This is a genomic window from Nostoc sp. DSM 114167, assembly GCF_052692655.1.
This window is the reverse complement of record NZ_CP195116.1, coordinates 855367-872089: the sequence shown is the minus strand read 5'-3', so window position 1 is coordinate 872089 and position 16723 is coordinate 855367. Positions and strand designations below refer to the sequence as shown.

The window sequence follows — 16723 nt, the reverse complement described above, 5'->3', positions numbered from 1 at the left end:
GGCAAGGTGGGCGCTCTGCCATTTGAGCTATTCGCTACTGCTGAAAGCTAACTCCCTCATGAAAGTTTACTTGTATTATTAATGTAGTATACGTATTATCTGTTGTCAAGGGTCTGGTAAGCCAATTTAGAATTATTGCTTTGGAAAGAAAAGCTGAGATGTGTTGCGATCGCCATACATCTCAACCCCCTTATTTTTTCTGGTAAAAACTTTTGCGCGTAGTTTACCGCCGTAGGCATCGCAGACCAATCTTATATGAGCAAAAAGTTAATAAGCCTATAACACTTACTGAATAAAGCTTTTGCCGAAAATTTTGCCGCAACTTTGCCAAACGATACAAAAAAGTGTCTCAATTTTTGCCAATATAATAATATTATTTCCCAAAATTCACTTGGCAAAAATCGGCATGAGTGAGAAACCCATAGAAGGTAACGGTAAGGCTTTTCTCGTTCTACTTTTGCCCATCTCGTTTTTGATTATTTTCCTAGTTACTACCTGGAGAATTTTACTGGCGGTAATTGTGCTAGTAATTGCCTTCAAGCTTTGGCAGGAATATCAATGGCAACAGTGGACTGTGCGAGTTAACCCAATTTTTCATCAATTGGTTCGTGAAAATCAGGGCAGACTGACGCCAATGGACTTGGCAATCAGGGGCAATTTTCCTGGAACAACGGCAAAGCGCTACTTGGATAGTAAAGCCTCGGAATTTGGTGCCAGTATAGTCAACTCTGAAGATGCAGGGCAGTCTTATTACTTTATAACTGCTAGCATTCTCGGCAATATTCTTGATAGTAGTGAGCCTGTTAAAGAACTTCCGGCTCAACCAGTTACTAAAACAGCGCGATCGCTTTTAGCACCACCACCAACCCCGCAGGAGGAAGAACCAGAAGCCGAATCACCACCACAGCAAACAGATGAGGAAGTTAAACGATCGCTGGAAAAACAGTTAATTTTTGGCTCTCTGATTCAATCTGAACTTGCCAAACGGCTCAATGTCTATTCCAGCACGGTTTATAAACGGCGAAACGATCCAGAGTTTCCTGAATGGAGCCGCAGCAGAGACCCTGATGGTATTGCCTGGTCATTCTCGGAAAAAACTAAAGAGTTTTTCCCAGTGGAGGAAGGATAACAATTCAAAATTCAAAATTCAAAATTCAAAATTAGAATTTTGGAATTTTTGTTTGTAAACCCACAGCTTCGTTGATGGAATTTAATCCGCTTTGTTCTAGTAGGACAAGTAAACCAGCTAGAATTCGGCGTACCATCATTGGCCCTTCGTAAATCCAGCCTGTATAAACCTGAATCAAGCTAGCACCAGCAGTAATTTTTTCCCAAGCATCTTCTGGGGAAAAAATACCGCCAACACCAATAATTGGGATTTGTCCTTGAGTTTGCTGCCAAATAAAACGAATTACCTCAGTGGAGCGATCGCGCAATGGTTTACCGCTAATTCCGCCTGCTTCATCCTGGGGTGATTTGCCTGTTTGGTCAATCGCCTGGGTTTTGAGTCCATCACGGCTGATGGTTGTGTTAGTGGCGATAATTCCCGCTAGTTGGTAGGTTTTAGCAAGAGTTACGATCTCAGCGATCGCAACCCAATCTAAATCTGGGGCTATCTTGACAAAAATAGGTTTATATGTAGTATTTTCTTGTTGTAATAAATCTAAGATGGCACTGAGCATAGAAGCATCTTGGAGCGATCGTAACCCTGGTGTATTGGGAGAAGAGACATTAACAACAAAATAGTCTCCCAAATCCTTGAGTAAACGAAAACTATCGAGATAATCCTGTGCGGCTGCTTCTAGGGGAGTTATCTTAGATTTGCCCAAATTTATTCCTATGGGTATTAAGTGGGTTGACTCCTGTTTTTCTTGTGTTAATCGTGCCGCCATTGCTACTGCACCACTGTTATTAAAGCCCATGCGATTGAGAGCAGCTTTATCCAACGGGAGGCGAAACAAACGGGGACGCGGATTTCCGGGCTGTGCGTGAAAAGTTACAGTTCCTAGTTCTGCAAAGCCGAAACCCAGGTTAGACCAAATGCCAGCAGCTACTCCATCCTTGTCGAACCCAGCTGCTAACCCTACAGGATTTGGAAAGTTTAGCCCAAACAAATTTTGTTCTAGGCGGGAATCGTACAGACATAAGGACTGCTTTAGGCGTTGGTTTACCCAACTAGCAGGAGGGCTAATATTTCTTTGCGATAGCCAACTAAAACTGCGAATCGTCTGCTGATGTAACCACTCTGAATCAGTTTTTACTACATTGAACAAAAGCGGACGAATAGCAAGTTGATAAATGTCCATTTCAATCCTTAACACTACGCGAATTCGGTAGACTGCCGCGCTTCCTCTTTAGCTCGTCGGAGTTCTTCTTTAGCTTGACGGAGTTCGTCTTTAGATTGCCGTGCTTCCTCTTTAGCTTCTCGGAGTTCTTCTTTGACTACCCGCACTTGTTCAGCAAACAGCCGGGTTTCTTCGGCAGAATTTCTGATTTCTTCAGCAAGCTGCCGGGTTTCTTCGGCAGAATTTCTGATTTCTTCACTAAACTGTCGCTGCTCCTCTTGTGAGAGCCTTTTATTTTCAGCAGACTCTCGCTCGTTCTCTTGTGAGAGCCTGGTATCTTCAGCAGACTCTCGCTTTTCCTCTGAGACTTGTCTCTGTTGCTCTTGAGCATCAGACGTAGTTTCGCCCATTTCCCTGGCACTCCATAATCTAAATTTAACGAACCTGTTACCTACAACTTTTAGCAAACACCTGTGGCAATATTACTCAGGGTGCTTTTCTGGGCATCTTATATATTACAAGTTATGTTAACCAATAAATCAGATGGGGCAGCCGCAAAAACCTATAGCCGCCGAACAACAGATCCTCTCTTTAGGGCGCGTCCTCCAGAGCCTCAGAGAAGAAGATGATGTTGACGTTCTGATTGAAACTACTATTTCTTATCTCAAAGAAGAGTTTGACTACAAACTGATTTGGATTGCTCTTTACGATCGCCTGAATCACATATTATTCGGAAAAGGGGGCATCACACCCGATCGCGATATGAGCTTTTTACGCCAAAGAGTTGTTCTCAGCCCTGGAGATTTATTAGAGCAAGTAGTAATTGAACAGCATCCTTTAGGCGTAGCTGATTTGCAAACTGAAATCCGCGCCGCCGAATGGCGAAAAGTTGCCGAAAAATTCCACATCCAAGGAACGATTATTTTACCGATTCGCTACAAAGACCGTTTCTTGGGCTTGGTATTACTGGGTTCAGAACGCTGGGGCTACCTACTGACAGGAGAAACAAAAGCACGTTTGATGATGGTTTTAGGTGAACTAGGGGCAGTGCTTTATCAAAATGAAATGCATAAGCACCAAAAGCAAACCAGGCGAACTGACGAGCCATTATTAGAATTGCTAGAAAATTTACGCAGCCTCAGTAACCTGAATCAAAGACTTGAAGCAGCAGTGCAAGCAACTCATAAATTTGTCTCCCCCAGCCGGACAAATGTTTACTGGTTTGAGCGAGAAGGGCGCTACTTTTGGTGTCGAATGAGCAATCAGCTGGTCAAAATGGATCGCAATTCTAGCACTCAGCAAGCAGCGGGAATGACTGTACAGGACTTAAGCGATTTTTATTATGCTTTGGCAGTTAACCAAATAGTCTCCATTGGTGATGCCCGCAGTTCTTTAAAAAGCCATTTTACGGCTAAATTGCTGCAACGCTTGCAGGTGCGATCGCTTCTGGCAGCTCCGATTTTCTGGCAAAAGAACTTAGTCGGTTTTCTGGCGGTGGAAAGCAATGAACCTCGCATCTGGACAGACACAGACAAAAATTTTGTCCAGGGTGTTGCTGGTTTAATCTCTCTAATTACACCTACCGAAAGCATGGAAAGCACTATCAAACAGATTCAAGAGGATGCTCAATTGACTAGCCAAGTTGCTCAAGGTATCTATAGCGAACATGACCTTCAGGTAACTTTACATAATTGTGCTAAAAGAGTTTTAGCTCGATTAGGTGCTACCCGCTTTTTGCTGTTGCAGTACGACGCCGAGCAGAAGAATTATCAATTTACTTACCAAAGTCAGCCCCAAAATCGTCGGCCGTTGACATTTACTCTTCATACTCTCAAAGAATTAGATGGGCAGCTTTTGCAAGGTTCAACACAGGCGGTGGAAATTGAGAACTTAGATGAAGATTTACGCTTTTTTAACTGGCGACCCTTGTTATTAGAGAATAATGTGCGATCGCTGCTTGTTTGTAAATGCACTCACGAGCATATACCAGCAGCACTTTTGGTGATTACTCATGAAAGCCATCGTTCTTGGACAACTCTAGAAAAAGAATTGCTGTGGGCTGTCAGTCAACAGATTGGTGTAATTGTTCGTCAATGGCAATTACATAACCGCACTACCCAGCAGCAAAAAACTTCCCAGGCTTTTGAGCAATGCTTACGCATCCTGACACAATCCCAGAACAGCATTGAGGTGGAAAAAAAGCATTTAGAACCTACAGCACTCGAACAAATAGCCTCAATTTTGGGCTGTCCCCTAGCGCTAATGCTATCTTGGGCACCTGGTGAAAGTCGCGCAGAAATTATTCCTGGAGTGATTGACAATAGCCAATTTGGGATTTTTTCTGATGTATCTATTTCTATCCGAGCTGAAGCCTTAATTCAGTGGGCACTTGCTACAGAGAATTATCTGACTTTGAAGGTGGATAATTTACCTCCAGAAACTCGGAAATGGTTGAATGTTCCAGACAAAAGTCAAATTATGGTAATGGCATTACGTACAACCGCTGATTATGAAACCACTGGTGTCGTGTTGCTTGTAGACTATCAAGAGCGTCGCTGGTCAGAACCAAACCTTAGTGCAACAGCAACTCTGATTTCTCAATTAGCCTGGTGGCGTCGTGAAAAGCAAATTACCCGACTTTTAGAATCCACAACCGAAGAATTACGACAACTCAACTGGTACAAACATCGTCGTCTAGAGGAAATTCAAAGAATAACGGCCCATTCCCTGAAACAAATACACGATTTGGGCATTCCTGCTAATGAATTGACTCAGATGCGCTACCAGCTATTGCTACGCCAGTTAGATCATACAGCCAACTCCATGAGTGGAATGCTAAAACTTGAGAACTGGCAGCTACATATTAGTTGGGAAACTATGCCCATAGCCAGTTTACTGAAGCGATCGCTCGAACGGATCGAAAATTTACTCAAACAACAAAAGCTGTGGATTGGTGTACATGGTTTGGGACAACCAATTGACGAGCAAGAAGCACCCAAGAATTCTTCATTAGTTAGAGGCGTTCCTCCCTCCAGCGCTCAATCTGCAATGGCGATCGCTGGTGATATTGTCAAAATTGAATTAGTTATCCATGAATTATTGGTTACTGCCTGTAACCGTTCTCAAATCGGTAGCAGAATTGATATTTGGTGCCGCCGTTTAGATGCGTCAAAACCCTTAGATATAAAATATTCTTCTTCTACAACTGGAGCGGCTGAACATCAGACATCGCTAGAATTATCGATCACATATAACGGTGCGATCGAACCACAGCTACTCACGGAACTACATAATAATACACCCAAAGATGTGCTTGCTCCTTCCTACCTCGACCAACCACCAGCTTTACATCTGGCGATCTGCCAAAACCTCATGCAAGAACTAGGAGGAGAGTTGAATTTCTATGAGTTACCAGATAATCGGGTAGTCAGTCGCTTGTTGTTGCCCTTAGCTATTCATGATTCTTAATACCAATTCGTAATCGTAATTAAGAAAGTCAGATATGGTCTGGCTTTCGGGGTTTGAATGTGTTGCCTCATTTTAGAGAATTGGTATTAGAACTCCTGCCTCACTTCGACTACGCTCAGTGACCACCTGCCTCCTGCCTGGTTGTTGAGCGTAGTCGAAACACTGTCTCCTGCCTGGTTGTTGAGCGTAGTCGAAACACTGTCTCCTGCTATACAGTGAGTTGCTTGCTCATCAAAGGATGCTTTGGCAGCAACATCACTTATATGACAACACGCTTGGGTTAAGGGTTGTTGGTGTAGATAATTGGTCTTTGAAGACGCGATAAATCGCGTCTCTACATCTGGATCTTGGGCTTATCTGAACTGTATTAACTTATGTGAACTTTTCTCTACTGAATTTGTGAACTTTTCTCTACTGAATCCTTACGTAAATCCCAATTAAAAAATGCTCTTTTTTACTCAAGCTTTACAAGAAACTAGTGGATGCACGACTAGTATAAATATGTAACCAATTGAACGCGCACTGGGTTTAATAACTAATTTACTTATACGGTTATTACTTATATAAAACTGCGCAAATGGTAAATAAAAATTAGTCCTGAAATAGAAGATTCCTTCTAAATAAGACAAACATGGCTTGAAAAGTTCCCAAGCTGACCATCCTGCTTGCCTATAACTTGTTCTTACTTATCAGTAAGGCAGTAGACAAGCATGACAAATTTGCAATCTTAACATTCTGAATGAAAACAATTAATTGTATGAAAAACTACACCAAAATTGTAAAGCGTTTTTTTGCATTGGCTACTCCAGCGATCGCTACTTCGATATTGGCAACCTTACCAAGCCAAGCTGCTACCATTGCATATTCTGAGTCAAAATTCAACATCAACAACTTTAGTAGCAGCCCTTTAGATGTTAGGACTTTGACTGATACTTTGACCAACACAATTAGCACAGGTGGTCAAGTAACTGCTGATGCTAACGCTGAGGCTAAGTTTAATATCGATGCAAACAACTCTGCCTCCAATTTTTCCTTCAGCCAAGCTCAAGGTCAGGGTGATGGCTATACAGGGTCGGCGGAAAGCTTTGCTGGGATTATCGGTTATGATTTCATCGTTGACAAAGAGTTTTCTTTTGATTTCAGTGGCTTATTTAACCTGAAAACATCCATTGATGATGCCGTGACTGAACGTGCAAATGCTCGTGGAGAGTTCTTATATGAGTTATACGACAGCGATACTGGTAATCTTTTAGACTCTTTCAAGATTTCTGGAAATTTATCAACTATAGGTAACAATGATGCTTTTGTATTTGAACCGAGTAGTAACATAACTCTTGATTCAAATCAGACTACTATTGATAAATCTTTTGGCGGAACACAGGAATATGCTTTGACTAGCTTTAAGGGTAAATATTCCCGTACTTTCGATAAGTTAACTCGTTTAACCTTAATAGAATCTAAAAGTAATCAGGTGAGCGTCTATACTGTCCCAGAACCCTCAACAATTCTAGGTTCGCTGTTTACTTGCACTATGTTTGGTGCTGTCTCGATACGCAAGCGTAAAAGAGCTTCTTCGCTTGCGTTGTTGGTTAATAAGGATTGATTTAAGGTCTGTAAAACTTTCTTTTGTCACTCCGGGAACAGTAAAATCAGAAAGAAGGACTCAAAGCCAGGAGGGGAGAATGACACAGCTAAGAAGCCCCAAACCCAGCATCAAAAGCCAGAATAAACTGCCAGTCCTCGCTCATATAACAATACGGTTCAGTTAAGCCCAAGATCCAGATGTAGAGACGCGATTATCGCGTCTTCAAAGACCAATAATTCTTAACTGAATCGTATTGGACTATATCCGAAAGCGTCCAGAACGCGATCGCTCTTAGTATTTGTTGAACTATATTTCTACAAGAGAGTATGTTGGTCAACTCTAGTATCCTTCCCAGAAATTACCTCAACTGTGCGGAATCCAAGCACCGCCAACAGATTATTTTCAGGGAGCTTGACGGGAGCAGGTTGATCGCCGTGACCTGGAGCGGGGAGGGGATAAGCGGTCGTCGTAGCACTATGGAAGCGAATATTGCCTTCGCTGTGCTCGATCACTTGATGGATGTGCCCCGTTAACACTGTTACCGATGCAAAGCGAGATAGCAGTGAGAGCAACTTAGCAGAATCAGCAGTTGCCCATCCCCATTTGGGATAAAGGTCATATAGAGGAATATGGCTGAAAACAACCAGAGGCGTATCCTGTTTCTGCGCTGCCAAATCTTTGGAGAGCAAGTCCAGTTGCGCCTCACCTAGTTTGCCTGTGCCGGTTGCCCCAAAGTCCAGCACATTGGTTAAGGAGACAAAGTGGATTCCCGCCCAATCCCAAACCTGTAAGCCTTCTTTGGCATCCTTGCGGTTAAAGGCTTCCTCGTAGGCTTTGCCGCGATCGCCAATCGTATCGTGTTCCCCTGGTAAAGTAAACAGTGGGACTTTCAATTGAGAAAGCAGTTGTTTGGCCAGATCGAATTCTTCTGGTTTAGATAAATGGGAGATGTCTCCCGTGTGAATGACAAAGGCGGGTGGAGTGGGTAAGGCATTGATTGCATCGATGGTTTTCTGAAGCGTATCGGTGACATGTTCATTTGCAGGTTTTTTGAAACCGATGTGCGTATCGCTAATTTGAACGAAGGAAAACGGTGAAGTCGTGGATGATTTTTGAGCATTTGGTTCTCCCACCTTACAGGCAGTTAATAAACCATTTGCACCAACAGTCCATACAATGCCGAGTCCTGTCCAGCCCACGTGTTCAAGAAATTTTCTGCGTTGCATTGGTATTCCTCTGGTTAGTTTTTCTTATTTGTTACTGTCAGCGTCCCTTTCATAAAGGGATGAACTGAGCAAATATAGGGATAGGTTCCCGGTTTAGTGGCGGTGTAGTTCCAGGTTTGATTGGTATCCAGTGCTTTAGAGTTGAAAGTACCATCCGTAGCCGTAGCCGTATGGGGTTCTTCATCGACATTGATAAATTGCACAGTTTTACCAACAGCAAGAGCTAAATTTGCTGGCTCAAATTTGAAATTACGAATTTTGACAGTAACATCGGCAGGCTGTTGGCTAATTTGGGGCTGTTCCTTGGGTTGTTTCATCATCATTGGTTGCATAGTCGTTGCCTTATGGTTTGGACTACAGGATGACAACGACAATAGGATTACCAAGAAGGCACTGGCGATCGCGATGAAAAAATAAGAAATGTATTTCATGAGCGTTCTTTTATCCGCTTTGGTTGATGACGTTTAGCAAACAGTCCAGTCATGCTCACTCCGGTAGCCACTAAGCCAATTAGACCTAGCCCATTTAAAACTGGCACAATGGCATCGAGTTTGAAGATTTGCATAGTGTGAACAGCGATCAAAAATCCAGCCAACTCTTCTTGATGCAACCATGTGTCGGCGATCGCAACGCTAATGCCAGTCAGAGCCGTAAAGAGCAACGGCAAACAAAAGAGTGTGGCAATTAGCCGATGGTACTTGCGAAATGTGTTTTTCATCGTTTGAGTATTCTTGTAAGGATATTACTGGAAGGCATCAATATATATTTGATTGGTAGAAGCAAAGCATTGGCTAATCAAGTGCCTGAAAGGATGCTCCCGATGAATTCCCGAATGCTTTGCCATGCCAGTTGAATCGCGGCGTTGTTTCATACCTTGGTCATGATTGATTCAGCAACGCCAGTTTTTTAGTCTGCTGTAAATCCTTGCAGTTGATCTTCAAGGTTATGGCGATAGCCTCGATCGCTTAACGTTTGCTCAGATAGTCGATTCGCTTTGACAGCAGCTTGAATAATGTCTTGAGCCGTGATTGTTCCAGACGCGATCGCATCGATCAATGCACCATTGCTGGGAATACCTTGGTCTTTTAAGTAGCCTTGATATGCAAGAGTTGCCAGATTAAAAGAACCGATCTGGTTTGCCCTGTGTTGATTTCCCACGTATGGATTAAGGCTGATTGGTGCGGTTTGAGCCTGCGCCGCAGCAGGCAAAATGGTGGCAGACAGCAGCAATGTTGTTAACAGCACAGAAATAGAGCGTCGCATAGAATTACCTCTAAGATTGGTTGTTTGGCTACAGCGGTTTTACTGACCTTTAATGCATGGATGCAGCACAAACTTTCAGACAATTTGGTTGAATCCAAACTGCCAAAAAAGAGCGTTACAAATTGACGATATAAATTTCGTCGGGACATTGCAGTGCAATGGCCAGTATTAAAAGCTGTAGGAGTGGGTAGGTAAGCAATTAGCGTGATTTCAGGAATTTAGTTACAACTTATGCCTGCAAAGAATGCTAACTGGGTTACTTACTTGTCTCTACCTTTAAGACGACTGAGAAGCAATTTTGGATTTAAACTTTTCAAATGCCTTTGCTAGACTGATGTTCGCGGTGCGTTCGGTTTGGGGTGCGAGTTAATCAGAACAAAATAACCGACTTCTACAAAATTTCGACACTAGACTCATCCAATTAGCTTCACCAATCGTTTTAGAAATGAAAGTAAGTTTGCTCTATACTCAAAAGTTGTGAAATCAGGATTGGCACTCACGCTGCAAGATACATTAGGCATTTTTGCAGAGAAATTAGCCTCGGTCTATTCACCTGAATCTATGGATCTAAGTTCTCGCGATCGCCATTCATCAGAACCTTCATCGAAGAGCGATGCTGCACTTTTGGATGACCTGAAGGCACATCTGCCAACGGCGTTAAGGTGTCTCTACGAGCGCTACGGCAGCGTGGTGTATGGAGTGGCGCTGAAAGTTTTGCAAAGCCAGCCGGAAGCCGAAGACCTAACCCAGGAAATTTTTCTGTCATTATGGCAGCGTCCGGTTGACCCGGCTCACCACGATCATTTGATGCGCTACCTGATTGTCATGACTCGATCGCGGGCGATCGACAAACTACGATCGCGCAGTCGCACCCTTAATTTGGTGCAACGTTGGGGGCAGAACGTTACTGCTGCACCCCCTGCGCCTACTCCGGTTGAGCAGGCTGTTTTCAATGAGCGATCGCAGCAAGTGCGGCAGGCTTTGGCCCAGCTTTCAGATCGGCAACGACAGGTGATCGAACTGGCGTATGATGCCGGACTGAGCCAATCAGAAATTGCCCAACAACTGCATAAACCCCTGGGAAGCGTCAAAAGCTGGACTCGCCAGGGACTCTTGAAACTGAAGCAACTTTTACAACACTCCATTGACTAAGGTTATGACTGAACCCCTTACTCCTCAAGCAATCGAAACCTTGGCAGCAGGCTATGTTGTGGGCGACCTCGATCGCGCCGAACTAGAAGTTTTCGAGCAACTGCTGGCAGAAAATCCAGCATTAGTGGCAGAAGTGAAGCGGCTTCAGGCAACCTTAGATCGGGTTGTTTACAGCTTAAATAGCGTTGAACCGCCTCCCCATCTCCAATCTGCCATTCTGGCTGCCGCTACCACGACTTTCCAATCCTCCCAGCCCAAACCGTCTCGGCTTTTCTGGTACAACATCATGGGTAGTGTCGCGGCACTCCTAATTCTGTATTTAGGAATGGATAACTATCGCTTGCGACAGGATTTCCGTATGGCTAGTGACATCAATACCCTACTGCAACAGTCACAGACACAACTTTTCTCTCTCAAGGCTGTGAATGCGTCGGATACCGCTACGGGTAGCTTTGTGGTGAATCTAGGACAAAGACAGGGGATTCTAGCCGTGCAAAATCTGCCAGCTCCCCCCACAGGAAAAGTATATCGACTTTGGGCGATCGCTGATGGCGAAAAAATTCCCTGTGGCACTCTGAAAATTAATGCTCAAGGAAAGGTGCTAGATAAATTCTGGATGCCTGCCGACTTTTATGACACAGGTATCTCTGGATTATTCGTGACGTTGGAATTGTCTGAAACTAGTCGTTATCCAACCGGAACTATCGTGATGCAGAGTAACTCATCGACCAATATCTAACCTCAGTAACTCACCCTCTATCCCTAGCCCAAATACTATTACCACAATTAGATCGGATTTTCTCCAAAATCAAAAATCTGCGTTAAAGTCAAGCCATTCGCGCCTATTGGCCTGGAGTGGTAATTAATCCCACACAATACTTGTCGGGTTTTGGGGAAAAGGGGAAGGTGGGGCCCCCTCTGGGGATAAGGGGCGGGGAAAAGGGGAAAGACAAAACCTTTAACCTAAACCCAGTAACCTTTTCCCAAAACCCAATTCCAAGTTAAAAATCCACAAAGCGTGCAGTATTGTAATCCTACACAATTACCCAATCCAGCACTGATAATTGCAGAGGTAGGAGCAAGAGTTGGTTATTTACCAGAGCAATAGCTATTAATTTCATTGACTATTGAACTTTCTTCGTTACTACTCTTTTGCAGAGATACCAGAAAGCCCTTTGCTGCTGGTAGATTCTTTTTATCTATGGCTGTTGCTGCATTATTCAATTCTTTGCTAATGTTCTGATAGAGTGTGATAAAGCGTCCTTGGAAACCTTGCAATTTTTCATCTTTAATTTCTAGTGTTTTCATCTCTTTCGCAAGTGGATCTATCTTAGCCGAAAGTTCAGTTAGAGCTTTGGAACCTTTTGCAGGATTGGGATTTTTAGCGAATTCCTGACCGAGAGTAGATGTCTGATTGGCAACCTTTATGATTTTGTTACATTGAGCAACTTTACTTTCGCCACAACCTGCAAATAATAAAGCGATCGCAGTAGTGGCTGAAAGTATAAAACTTTGCTTAAATACGTGCTGCATAGGTTCTATGATCTCCAACTATGTTTCGTGAAAGTTGGGCAGTAGAAATGAAGGATAGCGAAAATACTTTTTCTAAAAAGAATCTTTATTTTTATTTTTAACTTTCTTGCTGCCCTGTTACTTTATACTTCATTTTTTCGATAATGCGTATGTAATTATACGTAAATCAACATAAATATGGGGAATTCCCCATTTAAGTAAGTCGGTGCAGTAAAACCAAACTGTGTCAACAAAAGTAAATCTGTCCATTTAAAATATGCTTGAGTACACAGCTAAAATTTTGTTTAGCTCCCAGTAGAACAATAGTATCGCTCTCCTATTTTCCAAAGCTGGAGCGCAACTATTAGAAAGATAATCCCTGCGATTGGCGATACATAGCAAAACCACAAAGGCACTAAAAAAGCATCTTCTTTTTCAAGTACTGCAAGCAAAGGAAAATAACTAACGCAAGCAAGTGGTATCAAGAAAGTAAAGAATCGCTGAAACCACTTGCTATAAATTGCAAGAGGGTACTGAGCCGTTTCGACTCCTCCATAAGTGAGGATATTCATAATTTCGAGAGATTCAATAGTCCAGAAGGTGATGGTTGCTTGTATAATAACAATGCCAACAAAGAGCGCAACCCCACCAATAAATGAAGTGCCTAAAAGCCATAAACTTTTAAAAGTTAAAGGGATGTGGAGAGATGAAAGTGACCACCACGTAACAACAATTCCTTGAAAAAGTCTTCCGATTCGTTTTAAAGTAAACTCTTTACCTAACAGTTGAAGTGCTGTGGTGCGTGGACGAACAAGTAAACGGTCAAAGTCTCCACTTTTAATTATTGTTGTAAATGAGTCAAATCCTTTTCCAAGGGCATCAGCACAAGCGAAAGAAATATTAACTATTCCATAAAAGAGAGCAACTTCATTTAAAGTCCACGTACCAATACTATTAAAACGACTAAAAAGTGCCCAGATTCCAAAAAATTCAACAGCAGTTCCTACAAGCTGCCCTATGACTTGCAGCCAGAAAGAAATTTTGTACTGCATTTGCGACTTGAAAGATACAGAAATATATCGAAGGTAAAGCAAAAAATCATTCATAATCGCGTTGTAATTTTCCTATAAAATAAATTACTTAACTTATCTCCTACTTAAAAAATTACGAATTACGTTAGCGTAGCAGTAGCGAGTCCACGTACCCCTACGGGGAAGCAAGCTACGCTTTTAGCGTGTCGTAGAGAGCGTCATTACGAATTACGAATTATTGACCGACATTCCTTGATGGTACAAGCCCCTAGATTTATCTATGGGGGTCAATCCAAAATCCAAAATCTCAAATCCAAAATTGTCTGACCGACATTCCTTGATGGTACAAGTCCCTAGATTCATCTATGGAGTTAATCTAAAATCTAAAATCTAAAATTCCCAAGCCCTAGATTTATCTATGGGGTCAATCCAAAATCCAAAATCTCAAATCCAAAATTGTCTGACTTATCCTCCCTGAATGACAAGCTTTCTGATGCCATATTTCACAAGAACACGCCCAATGATAATAATGACAACTATCCAAAAAGCTTGATGCAGTAATATATTAAACAGGGAATTTGGTTGAAGATTTCCAGTAAAAAGACGAAAAGGTTTGTCGATTAGTCCTGAAAAAGGAAGTGCATTCAAAAAAGGCTTGCTCCACTCAGGGAAAAGTGGCAACGGAACAATCATGCCAGAGAAGATACTAACAAGAGTAGGTAGAATACTATTAATTCCCTCCCCCGAAATTGTCCACATCATTGATACAGTCAGAAGCATAGTTAATGCAGACGAAAGTAAAATTGCACCAATAAAAGAGAGAAAAAAGGCAACAAAAGAAGCAAAGGAGGGTGAAAAAGAAAGCGACCATTCATCAAGCCCCAAAAAGGGAAAAAGAAAAATTGTGACTCCAAGAAGCGGAATGCTACGAAGTATCAGGGGCGTTGTGCGAAGTGCCAAAGCGCGAGTAAACCAAAAATTATAAAGGTCTGTGGGTCGAAGAAGATCGTATCCTACAGCACCAGTTCGGATGAGTTCTTGAATATCTCTATCACCTCCCCAAGGGACAATTGCCATCAAAAACGCCTGTCCCAGCCACACATATCCTACAGCTTGTTGAAAAGTCATAGGTTGAGCAGAGGTTGTATGAGTAAAGAATGCCTGTAAAACCATTACTTTTACTAACCCCCAGAAAAGCTGAGTTCCAATGCCAGCCAAAGCAGCAGCACGGTATTGCAACAGCAGTGTAAATCTAGCAACAAACAGTGACCAATATGCTTTCATGGGATAATTCCTGCTGAAATTGCATAAAGTTCCGCAATTATCTCTTCAATAGGTGGATTTTCTACAAAAAGATCCTCTACTTCGTGTTGTGAGGTAACTTGGCTAATTAAAGACGCAGCAGAAAGCTTTGTGGGATCGAAGGCGAGAGTTACGGTGCGACCTTCTTTAGAGATAATACTGACTCCTTCTAGTTCAAAAAAGAAATCATCGTTTGCTAGGTCGATTCTTAAGTATCGACGCGAGGAAACTTGAGAACGCAGTGCTGCTAGAGTTCCATCACAAAGGATTTCACCTCCACCAATAATAATTATGCGATCGCACAATGCCTCGATATCATCCATATCATGAGTAGTCAGGATGGTGGTTACTTGATGAGTTTTATTTAGCACTTTGATAAATTTTCTGACTGCAAGCTTGGAAACTGCATCAAGCCCAATAGTAGGTTCATCAAGAAAAAGAATTTCCGGTCTGTGAAGCATGGCGGCTGCAAAATCACATCGCATCCTTTGACCAAGGCTTAACTGTCTCACCGGAGTCGAGAGTAAGCTTTCAAGACCAAGCAAATCAATCATTTCTTCGCGTGTCTGGCGATATTCTGATTGGGGAACGCGATAAATATCCCGCAGCAAATCGAAAGACTCAATCACTGGTAAATCCCACCAGAGTTGTGTTCTTTGACCAAACACTACACCGATACGATTAACGTGCTTAATTCGATCTTTCCAAGGAGTTCGTCCGCCAATTAGGCATTTTCCACTAGAAGGTACGAGAATACCGCTTAAAATTTTAATCGTAGTCGATTTCCCGGCTCCATTTGGACCAATGTATCCTACAAGTTCTCCACGTTCTAGGGAGAACGAAACTCCTTTGAGGGCATAAACTTCTTTAGTTTTTCGCTGCACAAGTCCTCGTATTGAACCGAAAAGCCCAGAGGAACGTTCAGACACAAAGAAAGTCTTCCTGAGATTTTCGACCAGAATGTGAGACATATTTGGGCAGGAGGCAAAAAATGAGCTTGGCTGGAGTAAGAATTGTCTTGCTAGAGGTAGCTGGGGCAATCAATGTCGGAGCGATCGCTAGGGGATGAAAAATTTCGAGATATATCATTTAATAATAAGTAAATTGCCAATGCAATCCCCATGCCAAGAATCACCTTAGAAGTATCAGAGGAATTATCTCAACAACTAGCACAAGTAGGCGATCGCTTACCTGAACTACTTGCTTTGAGTCTCCAACAACCAGCTGTACCAGCACAAGTTTATCGATATATCCTAGATTTTTTGGCTAGCAACCCTACTCCTGAACAAATTGCTGAATTTAAACCTACTCCCCAAATGCAAGAACGGTTGCGTACCTTGTTAACACGCAGTAACGCAGGTGAACTCACACCCACGGAGTTGAAAGAACTAGATGAATACGAACGTATTGAACACTTAGTTGTGATAATTAAAGCTGGTAACTTATCTTATTTGACCAGCTGACCGTGAGTGTAACCTATATTCCGATTGTTCTTCGCCGACTTGTAGAAGAACGCGCAAACTACAGATGCGAATATTGCCAGTTACCCGCAGGAGTTGCTTTTTTTGCCCATGAGATCGATCATGTTATTACTCAAAAGCACGGTGGCGCAACAAATGCTGATAATTTAGCCCTCACCTGCTGGCGATGTAACCGTCATAAAGGCACTGACTTAGGATCTTTTGATCCAGAAACAGGGGCTTTTAGCTTTCTCTTTAACCCACGCACCCAGAAATGGGCTGAACACTTCACATTTTCAGAACTGAATCTAGTGGGATTAACACCTATGGGACGTACAACGATTAGATTACTACAAATAAATAGTGACGAACGACTAGCTGAACGGCAAAGATTGCGCTGAACTCTTCAGAACTGACGCAGGCATTCACTTACACCGCT

General features: G+C 42.6%; 17 protein-coding genes. 7 read left to right on the top strand and 10 right to left on the bottom strand.

Going from position 1 to position 16723, the window contains the following annotated elements:
* Positions 1 to 406 precede the first annotated feature (406 nt).
* Positions 407 to 1129, top strand: a complete 723-nt coding sequence (locus NSTC731_RS03565) for a hypothetical protein (RefSeq protein ID WP_445629661.1) — start codon at positions 407 to 409, stop codon at positions 1127 to 1129.
* A 31-nt stretch (positions 1130 to 1160) separates the two neighbouring features.
* Here NSTC731_RS03565 and NSTC731_RS03560 read toward each other — a convergent pair whose 3' ends face one another.
* Both NSTC731_RS03560 and NSTC731_RS03555 read right to left on the bottom strand, forming a co-directional pair.
* Entirely contained in the window at positions 1161 to 2306 is a 1146-nt protein-coding gene (locus tag NSTC731_RS03560; protein WP_445629660.1) for a quinone-dependent dihydroorotate dehydrogenase, read from the bottom strand.
* A gap of 14 nt (positions 2307 to 2320) precedes the next feature.
* Complete coding sequence (locus tag NSTC731_RS03555; protein WP_445629659.1) at positions 2321 to 2695, bottom strand: hypothetical protein; 375 nt, start codon at positions 2693 to 2695, stop codon at positions 2321 to 2323.
* 133 nt (positions 2696 to 2828) lie between these two features.
* On the opposite strand from NSTC731_RS03555, the gene NSTC731_RS03550 reads away from it, so the two are divergent.
* Positions 2829 to 5753, top strand: coding sequence for a GAF domain-containing protein (locus tag NSTC731_RS03550; protein WP_445629658.1), 2925 nt, complete (start codon positions 2829 to 2831; stop codon positions 5751 to 5753).
* 757 nt (positions 5754 to 6510) lie between these two features.
* Positions 6511 to 7356: a PEP-CTERM sorting domain-containing protein gene (locus NSTC731_RS03545; protein ID WP_445629657.1), complete on the top strand. Its 846-nt coding sequence runs from the start codon at positions 6511 to 6513 to the stop codon at positions 7354 to 7356.
* Between the two features lie 296 nt (positions 7357 to 7652).
* Here NSTC731_RS03545 and NSTC731_RS03540 read toward each other — a convergent pair whose 3' ends face one another.
* The 4 genes from NSTC731_RS03540 to NSTC731_RS03525 all read right to left on the bottom strand — a co-directional run bounded on the left by NSTC731_RS03540 (position 7653) and on the right by NSTC731_RS03525 (position 9827).
* Positions 7653 to 8537 carry a metallophosphoesterase family protein gene (locus tag NSTC731_RS03540; protein WP_445629656.1) on the bottom strand — a complete coding sequence of 295 codons (885 nt, stop codon included), beginning with the start codon at positions 8535 to 8537 and terminating at the stop codon, positions 7653 to 7655.
* A gap of 41 nt (positions 8538 to 8578) precedes the next feature.
* Positions 8579 to 8995 (bottom strand): cupredoxin domain-containing protein, encoded by a 417-nt coding sequence (locus tag NSTC731_RS03535; protein WP_445629655.1) that lies wholly within the window; start codon positions 8993 to 8995, stop codon positions 8579 to 8581.
* Positions 8992 to 9282: a peptidase gene (locus NSTC731_RS03530; RefSeq protein ID WP_445629654.1), complete on the bottom strand. Its 291-nt coding sequence runs from the start codon at positions 9280 to 9282 to the stop codon at positions 8992 to 8994. The genes NSTC731_RS03535 and NSTC731_RS03530 overlap by 4 nt, the downstream gene beginning before the upstream one ends.
* Before the next feature lie 188 nt (positions 9283 to 9470).
* Positions 9471 to 9827 carry a hypothetical protein gene (locus NSTC731_RS03525; RefSeq protein ID WP_445629653.1) on the bottom strand — a complete coding sequence of 119 codons (357 nt, stop codon included), beginning with the start codon at positions 9825 to 9827 and terminating at the stop codon, positions 9471 to 9473.
* Positions 9828 to 10304: 477 nt separating this feature from the next.
* Between NSTC731_RS03525 and NSTC731_RS03520 the strand changes: the two genes are divergently transcribed.
* Positions 10305 to 10979 (top strand): sigma-70 family RNA polymerase sigma factor, encoded by a 675-nt coding sequence (locus NSTC731_RS03520; protein ID WP_445629652.1) that lies wholly within the window; start codon positions 10305 to 10307, stop codon positions 10977 to 10979.
* Positions 10980 to 10983: 4 nt separating this feature from the next.
* Positions 10984 to 11718, top strand: a complete 735-nt coding sequence (locus NSTC731_RS03515) for an anti-sigma factor (protein ID WP_445629651.1) — start codon at positions 10984 to 10986, stop codon at positions 11716 to 11718.
* Positions 11719 to 12068: 350 nt separating this feature from the next.
* Here NSTC731_RS03515 and NSTC731_RS03510 read toward each other — a convergent pair whose 3' ends face one another.
* The 4 genes from NSTC731_RS03510 to NSTC731_RS03495 form a co-directional block, all read right to left on the bottom strand.
* Positions 12069 to 12512 carry a hypothetical protein gene (locus tag NSTC731_RS03510; RefSeq protein ID WP_445629650.1) on the bottom strand — a complete coding sequence of 148 codons (444 nt, stop codon included), beginning with the start codon at positions 12510 to 12512 and terminating at the stop codon, positions 12069 to 12071.
* A 284-nt stretch (positions 12513 to 12796) separates the two neighbouring features.
* Entirely contained in the window at positions 12797 to 13543 is a 747-nt protein-coding gene (locus NSTC731_RS03505; protein WP_445629649.1) for an ABC transporter permease, read from the bottom strand.
* Positions 13544 to 13987: 444 nt separating this feature from the next.
* Positions 13988 to 14806, bottom strand: coding sequence for an ABC transporter permease (locus NSTC731_RS03500; protein WP_445629648.1), 819 nt, complete (start codon positions 14804 to 14806; stop codon positions 13988 to 13990).
* Positions 14803 to 15753, bottom strand: a complete 951-nt coding sequence (locus NSTC731_RS03495) for an ABC transporter ATP-binding protein (RefSeq protein ID WP_445629647.1) — start codon at positions 15751 to 15753, stop codon at positions 14803 to 14805. Before NSTC731_RS03495 ends, NSTC731_RS03500 begins: the two co-directional genes overlap by 4 nt.
* A 192-nt stretch (positions 15754 to 15945) precedes the next feature.
* On the opposite strand from NSTC731_RS03495, the gene NSTC731_RS03490 reads away from it, so the two are divergent.
* Both NSTC731_RS03490 and NSTC731_RS03485 read left to right on the top strand, forming a co-directional pair.
* Positions 15946 to 16287, top strand: a complete 342-nt coding sequence (locus tag NSTC731_RS03490; protein WP_445629646.1) for a hypothetical protein — start codon at positions 15946 to 15948, stop codon at positions 16285 to 16287.
* Between the two features lie 2 nt (positions 16288 to 16289).
* Positions 16290 to 16685, top strand: a complete 396-nt coding sequence (locus tag NSTC731_RS03485; RefSeq protein ID WP_445629645.1) for an HNH endonuclease — start codon at positions 16290 to 16292, stop codon at positions 16683 to 16685.
* Positions 16686 to 16723 lie beyond the last annotated feature (38 nt).